This is a genomic window from Micromonospora coerulea (genome assembly GCF_016598485.1).
Classification (GTDB): Bacteria; Actinomycetota; Actinomycetes; order Mycobacteriales; family Micromonosporaceae; genus Micromonospora; species Micromonospora coerulea.
On sequence record NZ_JAEMUW010000003.1, the window covers coordinates 39,866 to 55,650 of the forward strand.

The following is a 15,785-nucleotide window of genomic DNA, read 5'->3' on the forward strand; positions in this document are numbered from 1 at the left end:
GTCCCGCCCAGCCGCCCAGGTGCGGCGGGCGGGGCCGGGGTGGGAGGCTGGGGGTACCCCACAGCACTACGTCACAGTGAGGTGACCCCTTATGGCGGAACTGCCGGACTTCGTCTCGATCCGGGAGGTCGGGCCCCGCGACGGGCTGCAGAACGAGGACCCGATCCCGACCGACGCCAAGGTGCGGCTGCTCGACGCCCTCTCCGGCACCGGCGTGCGGCGGATCGAGGCGGTGTCGTTCGTGCACCCGAAGGCGATTCCGCAGATGGCCGACGCCGACGAGGTGTGGCAGAGGGCGGCGAAGGCCGAGGGCGTGCGCTACTCGGCGCTGGTGCCGAACACCCGGGGCGCCCAGCGCGCCCTGGCGGCCGGCTTCACCGAGATCGAGGTGGTGGTCTCCGCCAGCGACACGCACAACCGGCGCAACGTCAACCGGTCGACCGAGGAGTCGCTGGACGACATCGCCGAGCTGATCGACCTGCTGCACGGCGCGGGCGCCCGGGCCGAGGTGATCGTGGCGACCAGCTTCGGCTGCCCGTACGAGGGGGACGTCGACCCGGACCGGGTCGCCGGCATCGTGGACCGGGTGGTCCGCGACGGCGCGGACCGGGTGGCGTTCGGCGACACCACCGGCATGGGCACGCCGCGCCGGGTCCGCGAGCTGGTCACCGCCGTACGCGACCGCAACGCTCACGTGCCGGTGCTGCTGCACTTCCACAACACTCGGGGCACCGCGCTGGCGAACCTGCTCACCGCCCTGGAGCTGGGGGTCACCGAGTTCGACGCCAGCGTCGGCGGCCTCGGCGGCTGCCCGTACGCCCCGGGTGCCAGCGGCAACCTGGCCACCGAGGAGGCCGTGCACATGCTGCACGACATGGGCATCGACACCGGCATCGACCTGGACGCCCTGATCCAGGCCGCCGAGCTGGCCGAGCACCTGCTCGGCAAGAAGCTGCCCTCCGGCGTCCTCCGCGCCGGCCCCCGCACCCGCCTCACCCCCCTCCCCTCCTGACCCCCCGGCCAACTCGGGCCCGCCCGTGTTGATCAAGAGGTCCGCGGGCTCCGACCCAGACCTCTTGATCACCATGCCCGAGGGCGGGTTCGGCGGGGTCCGGCGGGTCGCCGCCGGGTGCGCGGATGCGCTAGCCTAACGATCGTTCAGGTCGGCCGGTGGGTGCGCGTGGGCGCGGCCGGATCAGGGTGGCGAGGGAGTCGGCGTGACGCTCGACGGTGAGGCACTGGAGCAGCTGCGCAAGCGCGCCCGGGCCGGTGGTGCGGACAAGTACCACGCGGCGAACGCCGCGAAGGGCAAGCTCTTCGCCCGCGAGCGGGTCGCGCTCCTGGTGGACGAGGGCTCCTTCGTCGAGGACGGCCTCTACGCCAACGCACTGGCCGAGGGGCTGCCCGCCGACGGGGTGGTCACCGGCACCGCCACGATCGACGGCCGCCCGGTCTGCCTGATGGCCAACGACTCCACGGTCAAGGCCGGCAGCTGGGGCGCGCGTACGGTCGAGAAGATCATCCGGATCATCGAGCGGGCGTACCAGACCAGCGTGCCGATGGTCTACCTGGTCGACTCGGCCGGCGCCCGGATCACCGACCAGGTCGACCTCTTCCCCGGCCGGCGCGGCGCCGGCAAGATCTTCTGGAACCAGGTCCGGGCCTCCGGTTCCATCCCGCAGGTCTGCGCGCTGTTCGGGCCGAGCGCGGCGGGCGGGGCGTACATCCCGGCGTTCTGCGACGTGGTGGCCATGGTGGACGGCAACGCCAGCATGTACCTCGGCTCGGACCGGATGGTCGAGATGGTCACCGGCGAGAAGACCACCCTGGAGGCGATGGGTGGGGCGAAGGTGCACTGCGCCGAGTCCGGCGTCGGGCACTTCCTCTGCCAGAGCGAGGCCGACGCGCTCGACGTGGTCAAGCGCTACCTGTCGTACCTGCCGGCGAACTGGACGCAAGCGCCGCCGGCCGTCGAGCCGGTGCCGGCGTCGGAGAAGGTCGACCTGGCCGCGCTGGTGCCGGCCAGCGAACGGCAGGCCTTCGACATGCGCCGGTACGTCAAGGGTCTGCTCGACGACGGCAGCTTCTTCGAGATCCAGGCGCTCTGGGCCAAGGAGCTGACCATCGGTTTCGGCCGGCTGAACGGCGAGGTCGTCGGCGTGGTCGGCAACAACTCGATGTTCAAGGGCGGGGTGCTCTTCGTCGACTCGGCCGACAAGGCGACGCGGTTCGTGCAGCTCTGCGATGCGTTCAACGTCCCGCTGCTGTTCCTCAGCGACGTGCCCGGGTTCATGGTCGGCAGCGCGGTGGAGAAGCAGGGCATCATCCGGCACGGCGCCAAAATGATCACCGCCATCTCGGAGGCGACCGTACCGAAGATCTGCGTGGTGGTCCGCAAGGCGTACGGCGCGGGTCTCTACGCGATGGCCGGCCCCGGTTTCGAGCCGGACGCGACGATCGCGCTGCCCACCGCGAAGATCGCGGTGATGGGCGCGGAGGCCGCGGTCAACGCCGTCTACGCCAACAAGATCGCCGCGATCTCCGACGAGGCCGAACGGGCCGCGTTCGTCACCGCCAAGCGCGAGGAGTACGAGCGGGACATCGACATCGTCCGGCTCGCCAGCGAGCTGGTGATCGACGCGATCGTCGAGCCGCACGAGCTGCGCGCCGAGCTGGTCCGCCGGTTCGCCGCCGCCCGCACCAAGGACCGGCACTTCTCCCGGCGCCGGCACGGCGTCACCCCGGTCTGACCGCCCGCACCACGACGCCGCGACAGCACGGCGACACCCCGCATCACCAACCACGACAGCCCGCATCGCCACCGCGACCGGCCGAACCGACCGTCCCGGCGTCACGAGCGCCCGGCGGAGGAGACCCGTACAGGAGGAACCATGGACTTCCGGCTCAGTGAGGAACAAGAGGCGCTGCGGGAGAGCGTGCGGGAGTTCGCCCGCGAGGTGGTCGCCCCGGTCATCGGCGAGCACTACGAGCGGCACACCTTCCCGTACGAGATCGTCCGGCAGATGGGCAAGATGGGCCTGTTCGGCCTGCCCTTCGGCGAGGAGCACGGCGGCATGGGCGGCGACTACTTCGCGCTCTGCCTGGCCCTGGAGGAGCTGGCCCGGGTCGACTCCAGCGTGGCGATCACCCTGGAGGCGGCGGTCTCCCTCGGCGCCATGCCGATCTACCGGTTCGGCACGGACGAGCAGAAGGCGCAGTGGCTGCCGAAGCTGCTCAGCGGCGAGGCCCTCGCCGGCTTCGGGCTGACCGAGCCGGGCACCGGCTCGGACGCCGGTGGCACCCAGACCCGTGCCGTGTTGGACGAGACGACGGACGAGTGGGTGATCAACGGCTCGAAGGCGTTCATCACCAACTCCGGTACCGACATCACCTCGCTGGTCACCGTCACCGCGGTCACCGGCACGAAGCCGGACGGCGCGAAGGAGCTGTCGACCATCATCGTGCCCACCGGGACGCCGGGCTTCACCGTCGCGCCGGGCTACTCCAAGGTCGGCTGGACCGCCTCGGACACCCACGAGCTGACCTTCGACGACTGCCGGGTGCCGGCGGCGAACCTGCTCGGCGAGCGGGGCCGGGGCTTCGCCCAGTTCCTGCGCATCCTCGACGAGGGCCGGATCGCCATCGCCGCGCTGGCCGTCGGCCTCGCCCAGGGCTGCGTCGACGAGTCGATCAAGTATGCGAAGGAGCGGCACGCCTTCGGCCAGCCGATCGGCAACTACCAGGCGATCCAGTTCAAGATCGCCGACATGGAGCTGAAGGCGCACACCGCCCGGCTGGCGTACTACGACGCCGCCGCGCGGATGCTGGCCGGTGAGCCGTTCAAGCGGCAGGCGGCGATCGCCAAACTGCACGCCAGCACGATCGCGGTGGACAACGCCCGCGAGGCGACCCAGATCCACGGCGGCTACGGCTTCATGAACGAGTACCCGGTGGCCCGCTTCTGGCGGGACGCCAAGATCCTGGAGATCGGCGAGGGCACCAGCGAGGTGCAGCGGATGGTCATCGCCCGCGACCTCGGTATGTGAGGTGGCGCAGACCCGTCCGGGCCGGGTCGAGGTCCGGACGGGGCGGGCCGCTGTCGGATATCGGCGGCGCAGCGTCGGCTGGCCGACGATGACCTGCCGGTCGTCGCACCCGATCCGTACTCTTCGGGCCCATGACTCCGGATCATGATCGTTCGCGGAGCCCGGGCGGTCCTGCCCAGCTGTCCGATCTGCTGCGCGGGCACCGGCTCGCCGCCGATCTCACCCAGGCCGAGCTGGCGACCCGGGCGGGCGTCGGCGTGCGAACCGTTCGCGACCTGGAGCGGGGCCGGTCCGCCCGCCCTCAGCGCACCACCGTCGAGCTGCTCGCCGACGCCCTGCACCTGACCCACGCCGCCCGGACGGCCTTCGTCGCGGCGGCCCGACCGTCGCGGGCCGCCGAGCCGCGCGCGGCCGGCCGGCAGCTTCCGGTCACCGGCCCCGGCGGCGCCCCCTCCGGTACGCCGATTGCGCTTCCGCAGCCGGTCCCGCTGGTCGGTCGGGACCGCGACGTCGCCGAGATCGCCGCCCTGCTGACCGCCGACCATCCGGTGGTGAGCCTGATCGGGCTGGCCGGCGTCGGAAAGAGCGCGCTGGCCCTGGCGGCGGCGCACGCCGTGGCCGAACAGCACCCGGCCGGGGTCGCCGGAGTGCTGGTCGGTGAGGGTTCCGACGCGGCGGACGTGCTCGCCGCCTCGGCCGCGGTCTTCGGGGTGAACCGGCTGCGCGATCTGCCGTGCCGGTTCGGCGGACGGCGGGCGCTGCTGGTGGTGGACGCGGTGGAGCGGGCGGCCGACCCGGTGGCCGAGGCACTGCGCGGGCTGCTCGCCGCCGCGCCGACCCTGCGGGTGCTGGTGACCGGCCGGCATCCGGTCGGCCTGCCGGGGGAGCTGGTCCGGCCGGTGGCGCCGCTCGAGGTACCGCCGCTTGGCACCGTGCCGACGGCGCGGGGCGACCTGGAGCGCTGGCCGGCGGCGGCGCTCTTCACCGCCCGCCTCGCCCAGGTCCGGCGGGAGCCGCCCACCGCCGCCGAGCTGCCGGCGGTCGCCGCGCTGGTGCGCCGGCTGGGCGGGCTGCCGCTGGCGATCGAGCTGATGGCCGCCCGCGGCCGGATCCTGGACGTCACCGAGCTGCTCGACCGGTACGGCGACCGCGTCCTCGATCTGGCCACGCCCGGCGGCCGGCCCGGTGGGGATCCGGCGGAGGGATCGGTCACCCTCCGCGAGGCGGTGGCGACCAGCTACCGGCTGCTGGCGCCGCGGGAGCGGGCGGCGCTGCGCCGGCTCGCCGCCTTCGGCAACCGCTGGTCGGTGGAGCTCGCCGAGGAACTGCTCGCCGACGCTGACGACCGGGAGGACGTCGTCCCGCTGCTGGACCGACTCCTCGAACTCGGGCTGGTCAGCGTGCGGGGTACCGGGCCCTTCCGGTTCCGCCTCCTCGACGCGGTACGCGACTTCGCCACCGAGCAGGCTGCCCGGGAGGGGGAGCTGGCCCGGGTGCGGCACCGGCACGCCCGGGTCGTCACCGGGCTGGTGGAGCGGACCTCGCCCGACCTGTCGGGCACCGAGCTGGACAGCGCCGCGCCCGTGCTGGACCAGGCGACCGGCGACATCAGCGCCGCCCTCGCGCACGCCGCCGTCGACGACCCGGTGACCGCGCTGCGCCTGGCCGCGGCGCTGCCCCGCTGGTGGCGGTTCCGCGGCCGGGACGTCTCCGGGCGGCGCTGGCTGCGCCGGCTGCTGGCCGATCCGCGGACCGCCGAGGCCGACCCGGTCCTGCGGGCCTGGGCGCTGCTCGGGGTGGCCCGGCTGGCCGCCGAGCACGGCGCGGGCGCGGAGGAACTGCCCGCGGCGCGCGCCGCCCTGGCGGTCTTCCGGGACGCCGGCGACGTGACCGGGGAACTCTCGGCACGGTCGGTGCTCTGCGCGTTGCTGCACGCCACCGGTGGCCATGACGAGGCGAGGGAGCAGGCCGCGGCGGTGCTGGAGCTGGCCACCCGGCATGGCCGGGAGCGGGACATGGCGGTCGCCCAGAACAACCTCACCTGGCACGACATCCGGGTGGGTGACCTCGCGGGGGCGCGGCGCCGGCTGGCGACGGTGGAGCGGCTGGCGGCGCAGTACGGGGAGCGGCGGCTGCGGGTGCTCGCCCGGGCCAACCTGGCCGAGGTGGCGCGCCTGGAGGGCCGGTACGCCGATGCGGTGGACCAGGGGCGGCGGGTGGCGGCGGCCCTGGCCGAGCTCGGCGATCCGGGGCACCGCCGCCGGGTGCTGGGCACGGTGGGGTTGGCACTCGCCCAGGACGGGCGGTCGGCCGAGGCGCTGGAGGTGGTGGCCGAGCTGCGGTCGGGGGCGGTTGGTTCCCCGGTGCCGGGACAGCGTCGGTCGCCCTCGGTGGAGCTGGTTCCGGCCGCCGGTCCGCCGTCGCCGGGACGGCCGGAGGACGCGGTCTGCGCGCTGATCGAGGGCACCCTCGCGCTGTACCGGGGCGACCGGGAGTTGGCGGCCGAGTGGTTCGCCGCAGCGGCCGAGGCGGGCGCCGACGGTCAGGACCGGCGGGACGTGGTGGAGGCGCTGGTCGGGCTGGCGGCGAGCACGGCCGACATGGCGGTGCTGGGTCGGCTCGACGCGGTCCGGCGGGCGAGCGGCGTCACCCTGCTGCCGCAGGAGGAGGCCCTGCTGTACGCGTTGGTGGCCCGCCGTACGGTCGGCCCGCGACGGGGCACGCCCGGCGGCTGATCACCGCCCCTGACGGGGCGGGCGGAGCCCGGGACGGGGGCGCGGGGGTGGCGCGAGCGAAGAAGCCCCCTGGTGTTGCCCCTCGCTCAATCGCTCGCGCCGGCACCCCCCGGTGCGCCCCCGCTGACGGAAAGACTATCCGTTGCTGGCGGGTGGTTTGGGGAATTGTGCGACGTTATGCGCCGGTGATGGGTCGCTTCTGCCGGTCTTTCTGCCGGTGGTCGGTACCGCGCCGTCCGTACCGCGTCAGCAGCCGGTCGCGGCGGCTTCCTCGGTCGGCGCGGGGTCGGTGCTGCCCGCGATGGCACCCGGGTGGACCGCGTCCCGGACCCGGCGCAGGCCGTCGAGGACGGCCGTCAGCGTGGCCGGTTCGAGCTGGCCGGTGAACCACTGCTCGATGATCCGCAGGTGCCCGGGGAGGGTCTCGTCCAGCCGGTCCAGTCCGGCGGTGGTGACCACCGCGTACGAGCTGCGCCGGTCGTTGGGGCACGCCCTGCGCCGGAGCAGGCCGTCGCGTTCCATCCGGTCGACCACCCGGGTCACCCCGCTGGTGGAGAGCGTGGTCTGCGCGGCCAGGTCGGTCATCCGCAACTGGTTGCCGGGTGAGCGGGCGAGGCGGGTGAGCACCTCGAACTCCACTGCGGAGAGGCCGTGCTCCTCGAACTGGGCGGCGAACCGGGCGGACAGCCCGGCGGCGGCCTCGTACAGGAGGCCGATCGCGGTGATCCGGGGGTCGTCTAACACGTTCGGGTCCACTCGGCCATCCTAGCAGTACTTGACAACGGGAATGTTGCTATGGCTATAGTTGCTCAGTCAGTCGTTGGGCTACTAAACAAATCTTCCCTGGAGGACAGCACCATGACCAGCAGCACCGAAGCGGTTACCCGCGACTGGGACGGCCTCACCATCCCGGCTGCCGGCAGCTACCTGCTGGACGCGGCTCACAAGCGGGTCGGCTTCGTCGCCCGGCACATGATGGTCAGCAAGGTGCGTGGCGAGTTCGCCGACGCGACCGCGACGATCACCGTGGCGGAGGACCCGATGCAGTCCTCGGTGACTGCGACCATCCAGGCCGCCAGCATCGACACCACCCAGGGCGACCGTGACGCGCACCTGCGCAGCCCGGAGTTCCTGGACGCCGAGGCCTTCCCGACGCTGGAGTACCGCAGCACCGGCGTGAAGTCCCGCAAGGGCAACGAGTTCGTCCTCTCCGGTGAGCTGACCATCAAGGGTGTCACCCGCCCGGTCGACCTCGAGGTCGAGTTCGAGGGTGTCGGCCGCAGCCCGTTCGGTCAGGACATCTTCGGGTTCTCCGCGAGCACCGAGATCGACCGCGAGGACTTCGGCCTCACCTGGAACGTCGCCCTGGAGACCGGCGGCGTCCTGGTCGGCAAGAAGATCAAGATCGAGATCGAGGGCGAGGCTGTCCGCCAGGCCTGATCGACCCGTACGACCCGACGGGCCCGCGCTGTCACAGACAGCGCGGGCCCGTTCGCGTACGCCGAGCGGGTGCGAATTGTCACGACCTGTTCGCCGCCGCCACCCGGGTGTACGGGCCGCCGGATGGGTAGAGATGCCGCTGGGAGCGCACCGTGCGGCCAGACCCCTGGTTTGGAGGACCGGAGCGCTCCTAACGTGGATGGTTCACAATGCGTTCCGGACCGGTACGGTTCCGTTGCGCCGGGCGCCGGGAGGAACACATGGGCAGGGACGTCGAGCAGGGCGCCTTCTCCCGGGAGGACCGGGTCCGTTACCGGCAGAAGGTCCGGCGCTGCCTGGACGTCTTCGCGCTGATGCTGGACGACTTCGGCTTCGACGCCGACCGCCCGATGACCGGGCTGGAGATCGAGCTCAACCTGGTCGACTCGGCCGCCGAGCCGGCCATGCGCAACGACCAGATCCTCGTCGACATCGCCGACCCGCTCTTCCAGACCGAGCTGGGCCAGTTCAACCTGGAGCTGAACGCCCCGCCCCGGCTGATCGAAAGCGGCGGGTTCGCCGACTACGAGCAGGACCTGCGCAGCAGCCTCAGCCGCGCCGACGAGCGGGCGGCCAAGTCGGACGCCAGGATCGTCCTGGTCGGCATCCTGCCCACCCTCACCGAGCGCCACCTGGTGGCCGACAACCTCTCCACCAACGAGCGCTACCGGGTGCTCAACGACCAGATCGTCGGCGCCCGGGGCGAGGACATCGAGCTGGACATCCGCGGCGTCGAGCGGCTCCAGACGCACACCGACTCGATCGCTCCGGAGGCCGCCTGCACCAGCCTCCAGTTCCACCTCCAGGTCGCGCCGGACAGCTTCGCCGACTACTGGAACGCCTCCCAGGCCATCGCCGGGGTCCAGGTCGCGATCGGCGCCAACTCGCCGTTCCTCTACGGCCGGCAGCTCTGGGCGGAGACCCGGATCGCGCTGTTCGAGCAGGCCACCGACACCCGCCCGGACGAGCTGAAGGCGCAGGGCGTCCGGCCTCGGGTGTGGTTCGGCGAGCGCTGGATCACCTCGATCTTCGACCTGTTCGAGGAGAACGTCCGGTACTTCCCGCCGCTGCTGCCCATCGTCGAGGACGAGGACCCGGTCGAGGTGCTGCACGCCGGCGGGGTGCCCGAGCTGAGCGAGTTGCGGCTGCACAACGGCACCGTCTACCGCTGGAACCGGCCGGTCTACGACATCATGAACGGCCGCCCCCACCTGCGGGTGGAGAACCGGGTGCTGCCGGCCGGGCCGACCGTGGTGGACATGCTCGCCAACGCCGCCTTCTACTTTGGCCTGGCCCGGGGCCTCGCGGAGGCGGACCGGCCGATCTGGAGCCAGCTCACCTTCAGCTCCGCCGAGGAGAACTTTCACACCGCCGCCCGCCGCGGCATGGACGCCGTACTGCACTGGCCCCGGCTGGGCGACGTCCCGGTGACCCGGCTGGTGCTCGACGTCCTGCTGCCGAAGGCCGCGCAGGGGCTGGACCGGTTCGGCGTCTCCCCGGCCGAGCGGGACCGCCTGCTCGGCATCATCGAGCAGCGCTGCCGCACCGGCCGCAACGGGGCGGTCTGGCAGACCGAGACCGTCTGGGCGGCCGAGCGGCATCGCGGACTGGGCCGGGACGCCGCGCTGCACCACATGCTCCAGCGCTACGCCGAGTTGCAGCGGGGCAACGAGCCCGTGCACACCTGGCCGGTCGACTGACTACGGGTCCGCGGCGCGCGGCGGGATCAGCGGCCGCGGCGGCCGGGTCTGGTCTTCGGGCCGGTGGTCGGCGGCGTCGTGCCGGTGCGGGACTCCTCCGGTGCTTCCGCCTGCGGCGGCGGGACGTCGATCGGCCTGCGCGGCGAGGGGATGCCCGGCCCGGCAGCCGTCGAGGGCGCCACGTCGGACGCCGTCTGCTCCGGCGCCGGGCTCGGGTCGGGCGGGTTCGGGCGGCCGCGCCGGGTCGCCGGACGGGTCCGGGTCGCGGTGCCCGCGGCCGGACGGGACGACGGTTCCGGAGCGGACGATGTGGTCGGTTCCGTCAGGGTGGGCTCCGCGGCGCCAGCCGTGGTGGTCGCCTCGTCGACGGTCGGCAGGTCACCTGACGTGGCGGGGGTACCGGTCGGGGCGTCCGGCTCGGCGGTGCGTTGCCGGGGCAGGGCAATCTCCGCCCGCGCGGGGACGCGGCGCTCCGCGCGCTGGGCCAGCGCGGCCACCAGCACGGAGCCGCCGAATCCGGCGATCACCGCGTACGGGGCGATCAGGTGGGCCGAGACCTGCTCGGCGGCGATCGCGGCGAGCCTCGGCACCGCCAGCAGGTACGCCACCGCGACGAGCAGCGGGCCGGCCGCCCCCGAGGCTGCCGCCCCGACCCGCCACTGCGGCAGCCGGGCGGCCCGGCGGGCGGCCAGGGCGCCGATCACCACGGCGGAACCCATCGCGAGGAGCGCCCCCGGCCAGTAGAAGTAGTCCCGGATCCAGAACCGGTCGCTGTCCGCGCTGATCTGCCAGATGCCCAGCTGCGCGCTGGTCAGGCCCCGTCCGGCGAGCACGCTGTCGACCACCGAGACCACGGCGAGCAGCCAGAGCCAGGCGGTCGTGGCGATCAGGTTGGTGGCGGCGGCGCGCGAGTGCAGCGCCCAGGTCGCCACCACCACGCCGACCAGCAGTCCGACGGCGGCGTACCCCGCGGCGACGGTCTGCGGGGAGAAGGTGTCCGGCACCCGCGCCGCCCGCGCCGGTACGGCGACCAGCAGCACGGTGATCAGCGCGCCCACCGCCCCGGCCACGGCCAGGGTGAGCTTCCCCAACGTCCCGTCCGGCTCCTGGTCGTCGACGCCCCGGTCGCGCAGCCGCTGCGCGCAGACCGCGCCCGCGACCACCGAGGTGGCGGAGATCCAGGTGGCCCAGGCGAGGCTCGCCACCCACGCCGCCTCGACCGTCCCGACCTCGGCCGGCGTCCAGTTGACGATGCCCAGGCCGTAGCCGAAGCCCAGTTGCGCCGCGCCCGCACCGGCAGCGACGCCGATCGCGGTGGCGACCGATCCTCCCCAGCCCCGTCTGGCCATGCCGGGGAGCGTAGCGTCCCAGGGTCGGCGCGGCGAGTCGTGGCGGTCCGCCGGGGCCCGGGTTTGGTGACGGCGGCTACGGTCGCCGGTGATGAGGCGGTGGACGCGATGACGGACGGGTACCCGGAGCGGCAGACCTCGGCCGGGCAGGATGACCCGGGGCCGGACCGGGGAAGACTCCTGCTCGGCGGCGGCCTGGCGGCGGCGTTGCTGGCGGTGATCGGCGCGAGCGGTGGCTGGATCCTCGCCGGTGGTGACTCCGGTCCATCCGACCGGCCCGTCGCGACGGTGACCACGGTGGCGGCTGCGACCGAAACCGCACCGAGCACGGACCCGCCCGGCAGCACGCCCCCGGCGACCCGACCCAGGACCACCGCGCCCGCCGGGCTGACGGTACCCGAGCTGGTCGGTGTCGACTTTGCGGACGCCCGCCGGCAACTGCATGAGCGGAAGCTCGGCTGGCGACTGGTCTTCGGTACGGGCACCGGCCGGAACGTCGTGCGCACCTCCCCCGGGCCCGGTGAGCCGGTGCGGCGGGGCGTCACCGTCACCCTCTGGGTCGCCGGCCCCGCGCCGGCCGTGACCGTGCCGGACCTGGTCGGCGACGACTGCGACGAGGCCGCGGACGACCTGGTCGAGGCGGGCCTGTACCCGCGCTACCGCACCGGTCGGCGGGGCACCGTCACCGCGCAGGATCCGGCCGCGGACGCCTCCGCCCGGTGGAACGACCCGGTCGCCCTGGTCTGCGGCGACGCCGCACCGACCACGCCCGGCACTGCGCCGCCGAGCCCCTGACCGACGGCTCGCCGCGTTGATCCCCGCCGATGGTGCTCCGGACCACTAACTTGGATGATCGAGGGCCAGGGCGCCCGCCCCGGTGGGGAAAGGACGTGCGATGAGCGACGACCGCCAGGAGCCACCCGCCGGGAACGACGCCGACGCAACCCGCGCCCTGCCCCCGAACCGTGACTCGGGCGGGGACGCCGACGCGACCCGCGCCCTGCCGCGGGACGGCGACCCCGACGCCACGCGGGCGCTGCCGCCCGATCGCCCGTCGGCCGGAGCCGACGCCACGCGCCGGCTGCCGCCGACCGGTGAGCGGCCGGAGCCCGGCGACGCGACCCGGCCGATGTCCCGGGCAGGCGCCGGGGACCGACCGGGGGACAGCACTGCCCGGCAGCAGCCGGCGGACCGGACGGCTCCCCTGCCGCCCCCACCGCCGGCCTGGTCGGGGCGGGCCGGCGTGCCGCCGCCCCGCCCGGTCGGCTATCCCGAGCCGGGCAGCGAGTGGTACGCCGAGGAGCAGGCCGGCCGGCGCTGGTGGATGCCGATCCTGCTGGGCATCCTCGCGCTGCTGCTGATCGCGCTGATCGGGGTCGGTGTCTGGCTGGCGCTGAGGGCGGCGGACCGGAACAGCACCCCGTCCCCGGCGCCCACGCCCCCACCGACCACCGCCCCGGCGACCACCGCCGGGCCAACCTCGGCCGCGCCGAGCACCACGCCACCGACCACGCCGCCGACGACCAGCGCCGCGGCCCGGGTGCCGATGCCGCCGCTGGTGGGGCTGCCGGAGTCGGCCGCCCGGGCGATCCTCGACCGGCTGGGCGTGGACTACCGGGTGGAGACCCGGAGGTCGGACCGGCCGACCGGCACGGTGATCGAGACCGATCCGGCCACCGGCGACCTGATCTCCGAAGGGGATCGGGTGACCCTCGTCGTCGCCGAGGCCGCCGCGCCGACAACCGGTGGCGGGACGCCCACTCCCGAGCCGCCGGTCACCGCCACGCCCTGACCGTCAGCGCGCCGCCCGGGCCGTCACCACTGCCGACGTCTGGTGCCGACCAGGCCGAGCCCGGCCAGCGAGATGCCGAGTCCCAGGAGACCGGAGTAGAACAGCGACCGGCTCAGGTCGTCCGCCGCCGCCCGTACGCCGCTGGCGTCGGCCGGGCCGTCGGCCAGCGCGCCCTGCCCGGCTCCGCCGCCGGCGCGGTCCGGGGCCGCGCCCGACGGCGCGCTGGACGGGTCGGCGTCGAACGGGCCGACCCAGGCGGGCTCGTCGGGTTCGTCGGGTGGTTCGGCGCCGTCCCCGGCCACGGTGATCTCCGGAGCAGGTACCGGCTCGGTCAACTGCTGGGTGGAGGAGAGAGCGGGGTAGTTGACCGCGACCGCGAGTGCGGTCGCGACGCCGAGGAGCGTGAGGAGCCCGAAGGCGTAACCGACACGGGACCGGTGGTGCCGCCGCGCGGCGGGCAGATTGACCATGGCCATCCCAGGTTCAGGGTCCGGGACGCGCGGGGTGGAGACTTTGCCGGGGTGGGCGTACCGATTCTATGGCGGCGGTACGCCCCCCGACCTGGCAATCGCCGTGTCAGCCGACTTGAACCGGGGTCCGGGCGACCGGCCGCCGGGTGCGTACGGTGTGCGGCCGGAGCGCCGGCGCGGCCTGGGGCTGCACCAGCCCTTCGGACTGTACGAAGATCGACCGCCGGTTGACCGCGTCCCCCGCCGCGTTCAACTCGTAGCCGTCCAGCCACAGCCAGCCGTCGTAGGTGGGCCAGTCGAGCACCCGGATCACCCGGAACATGATGGGTCGAAGGAACTGGACACTCGCCGCGCGAGTCACGTGCAGTACGTCACCGGAGCGGGGAAGCACATGGGCTCCTGGGAAGGGTCGGCCGGCGGGTCGAGCCGGCGGGAGCTGATCGGGGGACAGTTCGGGCCCGTGTCGGGGTCGTGCCTCGTGGACCGGCTGATCAGGTTTTCGGTGGTGGTCGGGCCGTACCCGCGGTGGCGCGCCGCCACCCGACCATCACCCGGCTGCTCCCGGTTACCGCTCCCGCCGCCGCAGTCGTCCGGCGTGCAGCGGCGGGGCCTTCACCCCGGGGCAGGTCTGGTTACGCCAGCTCGGGCCGGCTCACCGCCCGCCGACCATCGACCGGTGGGATCACCACGGCGGGAGATCAAGTGGAGACGGTGAGTAACCCGTGCCATACGGACAGAGTGCATCAGCGACGTGCTTCATGCAAGTTGCACGTCGTCTTTTGCCGATACGCGAGCACGACACGTGAACGGCATGCTTGATGACCTCACCATCGGGGCGGCACACTGGACGCCGGTTTCGCCCGTCGCGGCCGGTCGACGACCGGCACCACCCCTGCCGCGAAACGATCGCCCGCCGTACCACGGTCGCGCCCCCGGCGGGGGGTCGAGCCGGGCGCGATCGACCGGAGGTGGCCGGGTGAGCGCGAGCGGCCGGGGTTACCGCACCACGACCCGCGGAGCGGCGACGTGAGCGAGCGGCGCAGCCCCACCATCCGGCGTCGTCGCCTGGGGGCGGAACTCCGCCGCCAGCGGGAGGCCGCCGGCATCACCATCGAGACCGTCGCCGAGCAGCTCGAGTGCTCGGCCTCCAAGATCTCCCGGATCGAGACCGGCCACACCACCGCCACGCCGCGCGACGTGCGGGACATGCTCCGGATCTACGGGGTGGTGGGTGCCGAGAGCGACGAGCTGGTGCAGATCGCCCGGGAGGCCCGGCAGAAGGGCTGGTGGCACCCGTACAGCACGGTGCTGGTCGGGGCGTACGTCGGGCTGGAGGCGGCGGCCAGCTCGATCCGAGCGTACGAGCAGCAGGTGGTACCGGGCCTGCTGGAGACCGAGGAGTACGCGGGGGCGATGATCCGGGCCGCCCGGCCCGACTTCACCGCTGACCAGGTCCACCAGCGGGTGCGTGTCCGTCTGGGTCGTCAGTCGTTGTTGACGCAGGACGATCCGGTCGATCTGTGGGTGGTGCTCGATGAGGCGGTGCTGAGCCGGCCGGTTGGCGGCGACGCGGTGATGCGTGGCCAGCTCAAACGGCTGGTGGAGGTCGCCGAACTGCCGAACGTGACGTTGCAGGTCCTGCCCTTCGAGGTGGGCGCGCACGCCGGCATGGACGGGACCTTCACGATCCTCAGCTTCCCCGAGCCGAGTGATCCCGATGTCGTGTACGCGGAGAACGCCACGGGTGGGCTCTTCCTGGAGAAGAGCGACGAACTGCAGAAGTACAGCTTCATCTTCGATCACATTCGAGCAGCGGCCATTCGCCCGGAGGAATCTATCGCACACATCGCAAAACTGGCAGAGGAGCCGTTGTGGAAATGGCGACCAAGGAGTTCCCCGTGGACCTGACGCAGGCGACGTGGTTCAAGAGCTCGAAGAGCGGGCCGAACTGTGACAACTGCGTGGAGGTCGCGTATGTGACCGGGGCGGTCGGCGTCCGGGATTCGAAGGACAAGACCGGTCCCGCCCTGGTCTTCGCCCCGGGCGACTGGCACGCCTTCGTCGCCGGTGCCAGGGGCGGTGTGTTCGCCCGGGCCTGATCCGGCGACCCGGACCCCGGGAGATGTGGTCCCGCTCGGCAGCGTCGCCGGGCGGGCCATTCCCGTGTCCACGTTCCGTCCATTGGACGCGCCGGCGCGGGTCACCCGTCGCCAC

14 protein-coding genes are annotated in these 15,785 nt (G+C 73.5%); 10 read left to right on the forward strand and 4 right to left on the reverse strand.

From position 1 onward, the window contains the following. Positions 1 to 91 precede the first annotated feature (91 nt). From I8N68_RS04780 to I8N68_RS04795, 4 genes are all read left to right on the forward strand, one after another. On the forward strand, positions 92 to 1,012 hold the full coding sequence (locus tag I8N68_RS04780) for a hydroxymethylglutaryl-CoA lyase (RefSeq protein WP_200208238.1): 921 nt from the start codon (positions 92 to 94) through the stop codon (positions 1,010 to 1,012). Positions 1,013 to 1,217: 205 nt separating this feature from the next. Then, the gene (locus tag I8N68_RS04785) at positions 1,218 to 2,750 is read left to right on the forward strand and encodes an acyl-CoA carboxylase subunit beta (protein WP_200208240.1); all 1,533 of its coding nucleotides are present in this window, start codon (positions 1,218 to 1,220) and stop codon (positions 2,748 to 2,750) included. Positions 2,751 to 2,891: 141 nt separating this feature from the next. Then, on the forward strand, positions 2,892 to 4,046 hold the full coding sequence (locus I8N68_RS04790; protein ID WP_200208241.1) for an acyl-CoA dehydrogenase family protein: 1,155 nt from the start codon (positions 2,892 to 2,894) through the stop codon (positions 4,044 to 4,046). Between the two features lie 131 nt (positions 4,047 to 4,177). After that, positions 4,178 to 6,781 (forward strand): ATP-binding protein, encoded by a 2,604-nt coding sequence (locus tag I8N68_RS04795; protein WP_200208243.1) that lies wholly within the window; start codon positions 4,178 to 4,180, stop codon positions 6,779 to 6,781. A gap of 246 nt (positions 6,782 to 7,027) precedes the next feature. Here I8N68_RS04795 and I8N68_RS04800 read toward each other — a convergent pair whose 3' ends face one another. Then, the gene (locus tag I8N68_RS04800) at positions 7,028 to 7,537 is read right to left on the reverse strand and encodes a MarR family winged helix-turn-helix transcriptional regulator (protein WP_200208245.1); all 510 of its coding nucleotides are present in this window, start codon (positions 7,535 to 7,537) and stop codon (positions 7,028 to 7,030) included. Positions 7,538 to 7,639: 102 nt separating this feature from the next. Between I8N68_RS04800 and I8N68_RS04805 the strand changes: the two genes are divergently transcribed. Then, positions 7,640 to 8,221 (forward strand): YceI family protein, encoded by a 582-nt coding sequence (locus I8N68_RS04805; RefSeq protein WP_200208247.1) that lies wholly within the window; start codon positions 7,640 to 7,642, stop codon positions 8,219 to 8,221. A gap of 260 nt (positions 8,222 to 8,481) precedes the next feature. Beyond that, positions 8,482 to 9,960: a glutamate-cysteine ligase family protein gene (locus I8N68_RS04810; protein ID WP_200208249.1), complete on the forward strand. Its 1,479-nt coding sequence runs from the start codon at positions 8,482 to 8,484 to the stop codon at positions 9,958 to 9,960. 26 nt (positions 9,961 to 9,986) lie between these two features. Here the strand turns inward: I8N68_RS04810 and I8N68_RS04815 are convergent, their stop codons facing one another. Further along, on the reverse strand, positions 9,987 to 11,309 hold the full coding sequence (locus I8N68_RS04815; protein WP_234038805.1) for a hypothetical protein: 1,323 nt from the start codon (positions 11,307 to 11,309) through the stop codon (positions 9,987 to 9,989). A 108-nt stretch (positions 11,310 to 11,417) separates the two neighbouring features. On the opposite strand from I8N68_RS04815, the gene I8N68_RS04820 reads away from it, so the two are divergent. Both I8N68_RS04820 and I8N68_RS04825 read left to right on the forward strand, forming a co-directional pair. After that, positions 11,418 to 12,104, forward strand: a complete 687-nt coding sequence (locus I8N68_RS04820) for a PASTA domain-containing protein (protein WP_200208251.1) — start codon at positions 11,418 to 11,420, stop codon at positions 12,102 to 12,104. A gap of 100 nt (positions 12,105 to 12,204) precedes the next feature. Next, entirely contained in the window at positions 12,205 to 13,101 is an 897-nt protein-coding gene (locus I8N68_RS04825; protein ID WP_200208253.1) for a PASTA domain-containing protein, read from the forward strand. A gap of 23 nt (positions 13,102 to 13,124) precedes the next feature. Here the strand turns inward: I8N68_RS04825 and I8N68_RS04830 are convergent, their stop codons facing one another. Continuing rightward, on the reverse strand, positions 13,125 to 13,577 hold the full coding sequence (locus tag I8N68_RS04830) for a hypothetical protein (RefSeq protein ID WP_200208255.1): 453 nt from the start codon (positions 13,575 to 13,577) through the stop codon (positions 13,125 to 13,127). Between the two features lie 100 nt (positions 13,578 to 13,677). Then, entirely contained in the window at positions 13,678 to 13,962 is a 285-nt protein-coding gene (locus I8N68_RS04835) for a hypothetical protein (protein WP_200208257.1), read from the reverse strand. 635 nt (positions 13,963 to 14,597) lie between these two features. On the opposite strand from I8N68_RS04835, the gene I8N68_RS04840 reads away from it, so the two are divergent. Together I8N68_RS04840 and I8N68_RS04845 are read left to right on the forward strand one after the other, a co-directional pair. Next, the gene (locus I8N68_RS04840; RefSeq protein ID WP_200208259.1) at positions 14,598 to 15,479 is read left to right on the forward strand and encodes a helix-turn-helix domain-containing protein; all 882 of its coding nucleotides are present in this window, start codon (positions 14,598 to 14,600) and stop codon (positions 15,477 to 15,479) included. Next, positions 15,449 to 15,670, forward strand: coding sequence for a DUF397 domain-containing protein (locus tag I8N68_RS04845; protein ID WP_200208261.1), 222 nt, complete (start codon positions 15,449 to 15,451; stop codon positions 15,668 to 15,670). Before I8N68_RS04840 ends, I8N68_RS04845 begins: the two co-directional genes overlap by 31 nt. The last annotated feature ends 115 nt before the right edge of the window (positions 15,671 to 15,785 follow it).

Excerpts from the sequence above, each read along its gene's own strand:
- I8N68_RS04845 (WP_200208261.1), top strand. The coding sequence starts at position 15,449 with ATGGCGACCAAGGAGTTCCCCGTGGACCTGACGCAGGCGACGTGGTTC.
- I8N68_RS04830 (WP_200208255.1), bottom strand. The coding sequence starts at position 13,577 with ATGGCCATGGTCAATCTGCCCGCCGCGCGGCGGCACCACCGGTCCCGT.
- I8N68_RS04815 (WP_234038805.1), bottom strand. The coding sequence starts at position 11,309 with ATGGCCAGACGGGGCTGGGGAGGATCGGTCGCCACCGCGATCGGCGTC.
- I8N68_RS04780 (WP_200208238.1), top strand. The coding sequence starts at position 92 with ATGGCGGAACTGCCGGACTTCGTCTCGATCCGGGAGGTCGGGCCCCGC.
- I8N68_RS04795 (WP_200208243.1), top strand. The coding sequence starts at position 4,178 with ATGACTCCGGATCATGATCGTTCGCGGAGCCCGGGCGGTCCTGCCCAG.
- I8N68_RS04790 (WP_200208241.1), top strand. The coding sequence starts at position 2,892 with ATGGACTTCCGGCTCAGTGAGGAACAAGAGGCGCTGCGGGAGAGCGTG.
- I8N68_RS04825 (WP_200208253.1), top strand. The coding sequence starts at position 12,205 with ATGAGCGACGACCGCCAGGAGCCACCCGCCGGGAACGACGCCGACGCA.
- I8N68_RS04820 (WP_200208251.1), top strand. The coding sequence starts at position 11,418 with ATGACGGACGGGTACCCGGAGCGGCAGACCTCGGCCGGGCAGGATGAC.
- I8N68_RS04805 (WP_200208247.1), top strand. The coding sequence starts at position 7,640 with ATGACCAGCAGCACCGAAGCGGTTACCCGCGACTGGGACGGCCTCACC.
- I8N68_RS04810 (WP_200208249.1), top strand. The coding sequence starts at position 8,482 with ATGGGCAGGGACGTCGAGCAGGGCGCCTTCTCCCGGGAGGACCGGGTC.